12 protein-coding genes are annotated in these 9556 nt (G+C 57.8%); 7 read left to right on the top strand and 5 right to left on the bottom strand.

Annotated elements, in window-relative coordinates; all coding sequences use genetic code 11:
• Positions 1-17 precede the first annotated feature (17 nt).
• From ACZO3G_RS10530 to ACZO3G_RS10515, 4 genes are all read left to right on the top strand, one after another.
• The gene (locus tag ACZO3G_RS10530; protein WP_486847162.1) at positions 18-176 is read left to right on the top strand and encodes a phage holin; all 159 of its coding nucleotides are present in this window, start codon (positions 18-20) and stop codon (positions 174-176) included.
• A 4-nt stretch (positions 177-180) separates the two neighbouring features.
• The gene (locus tag ACZO3G_RS10525; RefSeq protein WP_302549892.1) at positions 181-882 is read left to right on the top strand and encodes an N-acetylmuramoyl-L-alanine amidase family protein; all 702 of its coding nucleotides are present in this window, start codon (positions 181-183) and stop codon (positions 880-882) included.
• Between the two features lie 2 nt (positions 883-884).
• Positions 885-1205 (top strand): hypothetical protein, encoded by a 321-nt coding sequence (locus ACZO3G_RS10520; protein WP_276872620.1) that lies wholly within the window; start codon positions 885-887, stop codon positions 1203-1205.
• Positions 1206-1391: 186 nt separating this feature from the next.
• Positions 1392-1766, top strand: a complete 375-nt coding sequence (locus ACZO3G_RS10515; RefSeq protein ID WP_276872619.1) for a helix-turn-helix domain-containing protein — start codon at positions 1392-1394, stop codon at positions 1764-1766.
• 102 nt (positions 1767-1868) lie between these two features.
• On the opposite strand, the gene ACZO3G_RS10510 is transcribed toward ACZO3G_RS10515, so the two are convergent.
• On the bottom strand, positions 1869-2081 hold the full coding sequence (locus tag ACZO3G_RS10510; RefSeq protein WP_276872618.1) for a cold-shock protein: 213 nt from the start codon (positions 2079-2081) through the stop codon (positions 1869-1871).
• Between the two features lie 245 nt (positions 2082-2326).
• Between ACZO3G_RS10510 and ACZO3G_RS10505 the strand changes: the two genes are divergently transcribed.
• Together ACZO3G_RS10505 and ACZO3G_RS10500 are read left to right on the top strand one after the other, a co-directional pair.
• Positions 2327-2515 carry a helix-turn-helix domain-containing protein gene (locus tag ACZO3G_RS10505; protein ID WP_353939271.1) on the top strand — a complete coding sequence of 63 codons (189 nt, stop codon included), beginning with the start codon at positions 2327-2329 and terminating at the stop codon, positions 2513-2515.
• A gap of 148 nt (positions 2516-2663) precedes the next feature.
• On the top strand, positions 2664-3194 hold the full coding sequence (locus ACZO3G_RS10500) for a helix-turn-helix domain-containing protein (RefSeq protein WP_276872616.1): 531 nt from the start codon (positions 2664-2666) through the stop codon (positions 3192-3194).
• Between the two features lie 292 nt (positions 3195-3486).
• Here ACZO3G_RS10500 and ACZO3G_RS10495 read toward each other — a convergent pair whose 3' ends face one another.
• The 3 genes from ACZO3G_RS10495 to ACZO3G_RS10485 form a co-directional block, all read right to left on the bottom strand.
• On the bottom strand, positions 3487-4431 hold the full coding sequence (locus tag ACZO3G_RS10495) for a cyclophilin-like fold protein (protein ID WP_276872615.1): 945 nt from the start codon (positions 4429-4431) through the stop codon (positions 3487-3489).
• 79 nt (positions 4432-4510) lie between these two features.
• Positions 4511-5380: a DUF3737 family protein gene (locus tag ACZO3G_RS10490; RefSeq protein WP_276872614.1), complete on the bottom strand. Its 870-nt coding sequence runs from the start codon at positions 5378-5380 to the stop codon at positions 4511-4513.
• Entirely contained in the window at positions 5377-5649 is a 273-nt protein-coding gene (locus tag ACZO3G_RS10485) for a hypothetical protein (RefSeq protein WP_276872613.1), read from the bottom strand. The genes ACZO3G_RS10490 and ACZO3G_RS10485 overlap by 4 nt, the downstream gene beginning before the upstream one ends.
• A gap of 140 nt (positions 5650-5789) precedes the next feature.
• Between ACZO3G_RS10485 and ACZO3G_RS10480 the strand changes: the two genes are divergently transcribed.
• Positions 5790-6674: a LysR family transcriptional regulator gene (locus ACZO3G_RS10480; RefSeq protein WP_276872612.1), complete on the top strand. Its 885-nt coding sequence runs from the start codon at positions 5790-5792 to the stop codon at positions 6672-6674.
• 94 nt (positions 6675-6768) lie between these two features.
• On the opposite strand, the gene ACZO3G_RS10475 is transcribed toward ACZO3G_RS10480, so the two are convergent.
• Positions 6769-9249, bottom strand: a complete 2481-nt coding sequence (locus ACZO3G_RS10475) for an AAA domain-containing protein (RefSeq protein ID WP_276872611.1) — start codon at positions 9247-9249, stop codon at positions 6769-6771.
• Positions 9250-9556: the final 307 nt, after the last annotated feature.

Raw genomic sequence — 9556 nt, 5'->3', positions numbered from 1 at the left:
GGGCGTCGATCGGTGAGGTGCTCCTGCGCGCGGTGCAGAATCCCGTTGTGGTGGTTTCCGTGCTCGTCAGCGTGTTCAATGCCCTGACCGACCCGACCACCGCAGGCGTGAACGACAGCGTGAGGGCCATGACCTACGAGACGCCGCACAAGGACATCCCGAACACGGGGAGGTAGGCGGATGGTAAAGATTTGCCTGGACCCCGGCCACGGAGGGACAGATCCCGGAGCGCTGCTCGGGAAACGGTACGAAAAGGACGACGTGCTGCGGCTCGCGCTGGCCGTGAAGCCCCTGCTCGAAGCGCAGGGCGTCGGCGTGGTCATGACCCGGACGGACGACGAGACGATTCCCTCGATCTCGGAACGGTGCCAGATGGCGAATACGGCGGGATGCGCCTACTACCTCTCCCTCCACCGGGACGCGGCGGGCCCCGCCGCTCACGGCATCAGCCTGTGGGTGCACAGCAGGGCGAACGCCCCCACGGTGCGCAAGGCGCAGGACATCCTTGACGAGCTGCTTGCCGTCGTGCCGACGCAGGACCGGGGCGTGCAGAAGGGCACCCCGCAGAACTATGAGAACTTCGGGGTGAACGTCTACACGACAATGGCTTCGGCGCTGCTGGAGCTGGGGTTCATCACGAACGCGGACGACAACGGCCGCTTTGACCGGTACTTTGACCAGTATGCCGAGGCGGTCGCGCGGGGATTGTGCAAGGCCGTGGGGGTGACGTACACGGCGAAGGACAAGCCCGCAGAGGCCCCGGAGGAAGAGGCGGTAAGAATTCCGACAGAAGAGCTGAAGGCCGCTTACTCGGCCTTGCAAGCCGCTCACGACGCAACCGGGGAGGCAATCGAAAAGATCAGGATGATATTGGGGGTATAGGGATGGACACACAAACCTTGATCTCGTTGGCGTCGTCGCTACTGTCTGCGGCGGCAGTCGTCCTTGTGGCAATCATCGAGACGCGCAACGGGCAAAGCAGGAAGCGGACAGAGGCCCGGGCGGCGCGCAGGGCGGAGGAAAGCCGCCTGTCGATGGAAATGATGTTTGCTACCTGCAAGCTGGCTACGGTGACGGCAAAGGCCGTGACGGGGCACAAGACCAACGGGGACGTCGAGGACGCGCTGGACGAGTCCGACCGGGCGCAGGGGCAGTACGAGGATTTCAAGACGCAGCTTGCCGCGCAGCAGGTGGCGAAGGTATAGAGAGAGCGGGCCTGCCAGGGGAACTGGTAGGCCCGCGTGGTCGTTTGGCATATATGAATACAAGCAACACGATGCCATATGGTAACATATTTAGCTTCCAGAACCGAATTACATTCTAATTAGTGACAATATCTCCTATAATTTTCATTATATGGTCGAAAAGCTCGATCGAAAGGGGATTTGTCAATGACAGTTAAAGACCTTGGACAAAAGATCAAAGCGCGCCGGCTATTATCCGGATTAAACCAAGAAGTCTTTGCGGAAAATGTAGGCATAAGCCTCCGTCTTCTCAGTAAATTGGAATGTGGTTTTGGAAATCCGACTTTTGTGACAATAGACTGCATTGCCGCCGCCTTCGGCCTTCAAATCGAGGATTTGGTACAACCCGATGAAACCATTGAACTGATCCCGAAATGCGACCTAACGCGCTTGCAACCTATGTTAGATCGTTTGCCTCCACATTTGCAGTGTTTGTTTATGGACTGTGCCGAGGGAGCGTTAGTAAGGCTGCTTGAATCATCTCGAAACTCGGACCGTACAGAAGAAACCTCCCAAGTATAGCCGCCCTTCGGGGAGGCTTTTCTTTTCGGGAACAAATCGGCGGCGGCGCAGAAAGGCTCAAAGAAAAAGGAGCCCACAAAAAGTGGGCTCCAAAAGTTCGGTTTAGGCAACGCAAACGTTGACAGCGCGGAACTTGCTGCTATTCTTCGGGTCCCGTTCGGTGTCGAAAGTTACCTTTTGGCCTTCCGTCAAAGACTTGAAGCCATTAGAGACGATCGCAGAGAAATGCACAAAAACATCGTCGCTTCCGTCGTCATTGGAGATAAAGCCGAAGCCTTTATCAGAGTTAAACCATTTTACAGTACCGTTATTCATAAGGTACCTCCTATAGAAAGTATTTATATCCGTCCGACAGCAATAAAAAATCACATACTTTTGTAAATCATCAACGAAATGACTTACAAAAATATGTGAGATCATTGAGCAGTAAGAATACTTATTTATAGTATCACACAATAATTGCTTTGTCAAGCGCTCTCTTTTTTCTGTCATAGTGGGTGGCTTTTCCATAAGACATATTATAATAGCAGACACGGCGGCCCGCAGAAAGGGAACGCGTCATGTTATCGACGACAATAGGAGTGAATGTCAGAATGAGCAGATTAGAATTGGGATGGTCGCAGGAACGGCTTGCCTTTGCTTCGGGGGTGTGCGTGCGCACGATCAGTGCGGTCGAGTGCGGCACCGCCAACCCGACCTCGGACGTGATTGAAAGCCTCGCCTGGGCGCTGGGGGTACCCGTGTCCTGACTTGTCGGATAGAGATTCGCATGGTGTAAACTTCGACGGCGGGCCGCCTTCTCTATTCCATTCTTTACCTGTTGCCTTTGCCTTTCGAGGGGCGGATAATCGTCATAGCACAATCTATAAAATTCATAGTAGATAGCGAGGTGATTGTATGCTGTTCGATGCAAGAAGGCGCGACATGGTCGAGGTCGATTACATTCAGGAACGTTGGTTTGGCCCAGTTGGCGTTATCCGTGCAAAGGACGGGGAGAAAATGCCGTTTGATGCTGGACGACATGGCACGGTGATGGTGGATCGAGTAGAGTTTGCGAAAGATCGCACAATCGGAACGATCAACCCGGACGACATTTACCGAAAAATCACTTATGACAATTGGGGTAAACAGGGTTGCGCAGTCGTAATCTGCAAACCTCCAGCTGACACATCACCCGAAGCGCACGCGCAGCGCGTCAAACGGATACAGGATACCGCGCGGAGAATTATGAGTAACCCACGATGGATCACGCCTGGAAGGGGACGACAACCCATGAACAACCTGAGAAAAGCCCGAGGGGCCGAAACGCAGCCGCAGATGGCGAGGGCGACCGGCATAACGGTCCCGGACCTTTCGCGGTACGAGTGCGGAAGGAGCAACCCGACGCCCGGACAGATGCGCGCGATCTGCTCGCACCGGTGGGCCTAGCAGAATGTGTTAAATGCATCATTAAAATACAAGTGATGTAACTGCTGTAATTTGGTGTTTATTTGGTGTTTATTCAGGCGTTATTAGCTGTAAATAGATTACAAAAAGCGGAATTGACCGTGCCGCAGATTGGCTTATAATGCGGTTTTATGCAATCGACTTACACATGTGAACACGCGAAAATCATGTTCAAGTCCTGTTACCCGCACCAAAAGTAAGAAATCCGAACCCAATGGGTTCGGATTTCTTTTATTGCCCGCGCCGGCGCAAATCCGCTCCATGGCCGCGCATCCTATTCCACCGCCGTGATCTCGGCGGTCCCCGAAAACGTCTCGATCAGGTCCTCCCCGGAGACCGCCTGCCCCAGCGCATAAAGGCCGCCGCCGCTGCCGAAGCGATCGTAGAACATCACCACGTCCCCCCAGGGCGCGTAGTAGGCCAGCGTGCCTTTCCCGGCGTCCGCCAGGGGCGTTTCCGCAGTGTCCAGCTTGTCCGGCGGGTAAAAGACCTTCTCGTTGGTGCTGAAGTCCTCGATCTCCGCCGTCAGGGGGAGCTGTGCATAGAGCGCTTTCGCCGCCCGGCTGTCGTTGAGTTCAAACAGCACCGTGTTCCCGCTTGCCGTTACGCTTATCCGCATCGTTTCCGCCTCCTTTGTCCGGTCGGCTTCCTCTTTCCCCGGCGCGGGACCAGCCGCGCTTTCGAGCGCGAACGACACCGCCACGCCGCCGCTGCCGAGTGCGTCCGCAAGGCCCGGCGCGTCCTCGACCCGCCCGAGCGGCGTATAGCGGTACGTGGTGGAGAAGCTCTCATAGAACAGCACCAGGCAGTCGGCGCCGTACAGCATCAGATCTCCCGCGCGGATTTGGGAGGGGACCCGGGAATCGGTGGGGAGGCCGTCGTCGAGATAGCAGTATTTTTCGTTTCCGTTCATTTCGCTCATTTCGAGCGTCAGAGGCAGGCGTTCCGCCAGCGCCCGCGCGGCCCCGCTGTCGTAGAGCCGCGCCAAAAAGGTCTGCCCGCCGACCGTGACCCGCAGGGCGCGCCCGTCCGGCTCCGCCGCTGGGGCAGCGGCGTCCTCCTCCGGCAGATCCGCTCCCGTGGAAGCGGCCGGGGCCACCTCCGCGTGGGACGGTTGATCGGAAAGGCCTTCCCCGGGCGCCCGCCCCGCGTTCCCGCCGCAGGCCGCGAGATTCAAGGCGAGCAGCAGGGCCAAAATCAATAAAAATTCCCGCTTCAATCGGGGCGCCCCCTTTCTCCGGGCCCGGCGGGCTTGCCGCGCCGGGCAGGTTCCAATTCGTTTCAAGGCACCGGGGCCTTTACGCACAGCACGCCCGCGCCTCCCCGCCAGCCGGCCGTTTTGTCACGACCTGCCCCTTGGCCGCTTCGTCGTCCAGGATGATCTCCCCCACGGCGGGCGCCAGGATGCGCCCGGACCGCGGATTTTTGATGCTGGCGACCGGCGTGGTGATTGTGGCGTCCACATCGGATTTCTCGAAGGCGAGATCCGTGCCGGTCATCTCGCAGTCGACGAGCTTGAGGTTTTTGCAGTAGCAAAGCGGCTGGGTCCCGATGATCTTGCAGTTTATGAGGGTGAGGCCGTCCGAGTACCACGCAAGGTATTCGCCCTTGACCACGCTGTCCTTTACCGTAACATTCCGGGCGTGCCAGAAGGCATCCTTCGTATCGAGCACGCAGTTTTCCAGGACGGCGTTTTGCACGTACTGGAAGGAGTATTTTCCCTTGAAGCGCACGCCGGATAAATACAGGTCCTCGGCGCGCATTATGAAGTATTCGCCCTCGGCGGCGCAGTCCTCCATCCGGACGCCCCTGGCCGACCAGCCGAACTCGGGCGAGACGATGTCGCAGCCACGCAGGACGGCCCGGCTGCATTCCCGCAGGGCCTTGATCCCGTGCAGCTTCGTCCCGGAAATCTCGATGCCGTCGGAATACCAGAGCGCCGCGCGGCAGAGCCCGGTCATCTCCGAGTCCGTTATTTGCAGCCCGCGGACGTGCCAGAACGGGTAACGCAGGTTGAAAAAGCAATGCTCCGCCCGGATTTCGGAAGACTCCTTGAACGCGCTCTCCCCGTCGGCGGGGCCGTCAAAGGCGCAGTCCTTCACGAGCAGCTCCCTGCTGCCGTAGAGCGCCCGCTCCTGGTCAAAGGTCCGGTTGCTGATCTGTTTCATGTCGGTTCCTCCCTGCCCAATCCGGGCGGTATTGAAATGAGGTCTCGTTCGATCCGGTAAATCAGGTAATCCAGGCAGTCGATCCGCCTTTCGTCCCGGTGGATCCGGTCGAGCAGCGCGTCCCGGTGCCCGGAAAGCATCTTGAGCTGGTCCTTCCTGCCGCCTTCCCTCAGGCAGTCCAGAAACCTTGCGATCAAGTCCGGGCCGCAGCCGGCGTCCATGAGGTTCCGGACCAATTCCTCCCGCGGCGTGTCGCGTTCCGTCGTCATCTGCATCTTCCCTCCGGCGGCTGTTCTGGTTTCATTATAGGCCGGGGAAGAAACGATAGCAAATACTTATGTTAAATATATAACTATAGTTGAAAACTATTTAAATGTCTTTTATACTGGTGGCATAAGGGGGGCGCATGATGGAGCTGAGAGTCTTACAGTATTTTCTCGCGGTGGCAAGGGAACAGAGCATCTCCGCGGCGGCGGAGTCGCTGCACCTTTCGCAGCCGACCCTTTCCATCCAGCTGAAGAATCTGGAGGAGGAGTTGGGAAAGCGGCTGATGATCCGGGGGACGCCGGGCTCCCGCAGGATCACCCTGACCGAGGAGGGGATGATCCTGCGCAAACGCGCGGAAGAGATTTTGGACCTGGTGAAAAAAACCGAAAGCGAGCTGTCGCTTTCGGACGGGGTGGTGGCCGGGGACATCCACATCGGGACCGGGGAAACCGATATCGTCCGGATGATCGCGCGGGCGGCGCGAAGCCTCCGGGAAACCTGCCCGGAAATCCATTACCACATCTCCAGCGGCAACGCCGTTTACGTGCTGGAACAGCTCGACAAGGGCCTCATCGATTTCGGGCTGGTCTTTGGGGCCGTCGATTCGGGAAAGTACCAGTCCCTGGAGCTCCCCGCGAAGGACATGTGGGGCGTTCTGATGCGCAGGGACGCCCCGCTCGCGGCCAAGGAGGCCGTCGTCCCGGAGGATCTGTGGGATCAGCCGCTCATCATTTCCAGCCAGAAAAGCGACGACTGGCCGCTCACCGGCTGGATGAAGCGGGATATCGCCGAATGGAACGTGGCGGCAACCTACAACCTCGTCTTCAACGCCTCCCTCCTGGTGGACGAGGGGCTGGGGTACGCGCTTTGCCTGGATAAGCTGATCAATACGTCGGGGGAAAGCGGTCTCTGCTTTCGTCCGCTCAGCCCCGGGCTGGAGTCCGGGGCGTCCATCATCTGGAAACGGTATCAGGTGCTTTCCAAGGCCGCGGAGAAGTTTTTGCAGACGCTCCGCAACGCCTTATAGGTGGCGCCGGCGGACAGAACAGGAGCCCCGGAGACCGGCCCGCAAAGCCGGTCCCCGGGGCTCCCGCACGAACGGCCGCCCGGATAAAAATTCCTCAGGTAAGAACGCTTTGATTCAGCAGGGTATCGATCTGCCGCTCAAACTCGCCCGCGGTCAACGCGGCCTTTGAGGACAAGCGCCAGAGCGGGATCCGCATATGCCGGATCGCCGCATCCTTTTTTTCATCCCTCGTTCTCTGCTCGGGGGTATTGTGGAAGCGCCCGTCCAGCTCTATGGCCAGGACGGGATTATCGATCGCGTTGCAAAGGGTGAAATCCACGTGCGTGTTGTGGTGCAGGACAAAAGCACGCATGGCGGGGTCCTGATCCAAATATGCCTGATCGGTTATCAGGTTTGCCAGGGGGAGCTTCACCCGGCAGTACATCTGAGGATGTCTGCTGATATATGTATCGATATGCCGGTAGACGGTTTCCTCAAAAATGTTGTCTAAATTGTCGTGCGGCGTGTAGGCGCGCATCTTTCGGTACAAACCGTCAAACAGGCAGACCGTCTTGTCCGGGATTCTTTGCCCGTAGCTGTTGATATAATCGATCAGATCGCGCATTTCCTCGCTTTTGCGGTGCAGGAAAGGCGCGTCCGCCACCATGACGAACCGCTTTCTCGCCCGTGAAACGGCGACATTGAGCAGTTCTTTCTTGAACAGGCAGTGCTCTCCGGACAGGTGGTTGTTGGCAAAGGGCAGATCGTTGAGCACGGTGGAAAAGAATACGGTATCCTGCCCCCTTCCCTGGAAGGTGTGGATCGTACCGCACACGTCTTTCCCGCAGTGGAAGTGGCTTCTCAAATGTTCGCCCTGCGCCTTGAACGGCGTTATGACATACGTCTTTTCCAGCGCCGGGCCGGTCAATTCTTCAATTGCCCGGATCTCCCTTTCATTGCAGAAAGAACTTCCCGATCTGTCCGGCTGCGCATACTTGCCCTGGTCCACCGTCACCATCTGCATCGCGTTCTGATGGGCCTCGGTATAGATGATCAGTTCCCCGTTGTAGTAAAATTTGTTGCAGTAGTTGATGATCATATAGTCGCACCGGTAGTGCTCCCGCAGGAGGGTCGGCTCCAGGGACCAAACCTTTTGCACGGAGCTCAAAAGGTTCTCCCGGAAGTAGTCATACGGTTCTTTCACGGCCGGCAGGGCGCCGGAGGCCCCGTCGATGATCGCGCTCAACTGCTTCTGGTCCCCGACAATGATGCAGCGCTCCGCCAGATGGAGAACGGGAAGCCCGGTGATCAAATCGCATTGCGACGCCTCGTCCATGATGACGCAGTCAATTTTGTCCGCGCCCTTCAGCATATCGCTGAAATTGTAAACAAGGGCGTCCGCCGTGGTCAATATCACCGGATAGAACGCCCGGACTGCCTGCTTGCAGCCTCTATACAGGTTCCCTTCCTGGCGCTGCATCACCTCCGCCGCCTTCCGCCGTTCGGGATCTGTGTAAAACGCCCGCAAAAACTGCGCCAGCGCCTGTGTGGAGACGTTGATATAACGGCGGTCGTACAGCTCGGCCAGCTCGCGCTGCTTCTCCCGGAGCCCGGCACGCTCCAATTCCGCGGACAGCTGCTCAATCTCACGCTGCAAGTAAATGGATTCCAGCCGGAATTGCAGCAATAGTCCCTCGGATTTGAAGCTGTCGACATCCAGCCTCCAGATAAAGCTGTTTTTGATGCGGTCCCAAATGGAATAGCGGCCGGTATAGTCCAGCCTTTGCAGGGCGTGGGCGATGCGGTCGATCTCGCGGCGCATGCTTTCAAGGCCGCGGTTCTGAAACCTGTCGATGTTTCGAAATACGGGCTCCTCCCGGAACGCCTCTCTCCGTTTTTCCATATGCCGCAGCGCATTCTCATCTTCCTGCAGCCTGTTTTTCATTTCAACCAGACGGTTGATGTCCGCTTCCATCGCCTTCAGCCGCTTATAAAGCGAATGCAGCGTTTCTTCGTCGGGCGCGCGCTCCGGGATTCCCAACGCGCCGTCAAGCGTTTCCTGCACGCCCGACCTGAGGGTGTGATCCAGCTCCCGCATGATCTGCTGGTTCCCCAAGCGGAGATAGAAGGGGGGCAATCGCAGGCCGTCCAGCTCCTCCTTGATGTTTTCGATCGCGGAGTTGTTTTTTGAAACAACGACGACGCGCTTTCCGCTGATTACCAGATTCGCCAGGATGCTCAGAATCGTCGTCGTCTTGCCGGTCCCCGGGGGCCCTTCAATGACGGAGATCCGTTCGGACAGCGCCTTCTCGATCGCCTGCTTCTGCGAAAAGTTGGAACGGCTGAGCAATAGGATCGGCTGCTCCTTTGCCGTTTCAGGCGGGTCCGCGGGCGTTGCAAGGAGGTAATGCGTCAGCAGGCTCTCCGGCTGGAGGTAGGCCTGATGAAAAATGGTCTCCAGCCGGTCCGCCGCCAGTTTTTTCAGATCCGTTTTGGGTTCTCCAGACGCCTCCTCGTGCGGCTGTTCTTTCCGTTGCGAGACAATCTGTTTATAATACTCCTGATAGTGCGTGAAAAGACGCTCGACCTCTTCCATCCCGGCGCCATACGCGTCAAGGCAGGTCCGGTACTCCTCGAACCGCCGCTGTTCCTGCGGGGATGCAAAATGACAGGAGCGGATATTTTCAAACCGGTAGGACATCTCCCGGCCGGAACCGGCAAACCTTCCCCGCAGCTTTCCCGCCTGATAACCGTCCACATGGATTTTGGAGACCCGTTCGGAGGTCCCGGTTACCGCGAGCAGACCGCCATGCTCGCGGGCGAAATCCAAATAGCGCAACAGCTCGGTTCTTTCCATTTGACCGCTCACCTCTTTTCACGGCGATGATACAGAATTTGTAAAA

The sequence above is a fragment of the Anaerotruncus sp. genome (genome assembly GCF_057433415.1).
The sequence above is the reverse complement of the archived record's forward strand: the minus strand, read 5'-3'. Positions and strand labels throughout refer to the sequence as shown.

Bases quoted from the DNA above. Each gene is read 5' to 3' on its own strand.
- ACZO3G_RS10475 (WP_276872611.1), bottom strand. From the start codon at position 9,249: ATGGAAGAGGTCGAGCGTCTTTTCACGCACTATCAGGAGTATTATAAA.
- ACZO3G_RS10490 (WP_276872614.1), bottom strand. From the start codon at position 5,380: ATGAAACAGATCAGCAACCGGACCTTTGACCAGGAGCGGGCGCTCTAC.
- ACZO3G_RS10485 (WP_276872613.1), bottom strand. From the start codon at position 5,649: ATGACGACGGAACGCGACACGCCGCGGGAGGAATTGGTCCGGAACCTC.
- ACZO3G_RS10520 (WP_276872620.1), top strand. From the start codon at position 885: ATGGACACACAAACCTTGATCTCGTTGGCGTCGTCGCTACTGTCTGCG.
- ACZO3G_RS10500 (WP_276872616.1), top strand. From the start codon at position 2,664: ATGCTGTTCGATGCAAGAAGGCGCGACATGGTCGAGGTCGATTACATT.
- ACZO3G_RS10525 (WP_302549892.1), top strand. From the start codon at position 181: ATGGTAAAGATTTGCCTGGACCCCGGCCACGGAGGGACAGATCCCGGA.
- ACZO3G_RS10480 (WP_276872612.1), top strand. From the start codon at position 5,790: ATGGAGCTGAGAGTCTTACAGTATTTTCTCGCGGTGGCAAGGGAACAG.
- ACZO3G_RS10515 (WP_276872619.1), top strand. From the start codon at position 1,392: ATGACAGTTAAAGACCTTGGACAAAAGATCAAAGCGCGCCGGCTATTA.
- ACZO3G_RS10510 (WP_276872618.1), bottom strand. From the start codon at position 2,081: ATGAATAACGGTACTGTAAAATGGTTTAACTCTGATAAAGGCTTCGGC.
- ACZO3G_RS10505 (WP_353939271.1), top strand. From the start codon at position 2,327: ATGTTATCGACGACAATAGGAGTGAATGTCAGAATGAGCAGATTAGAA.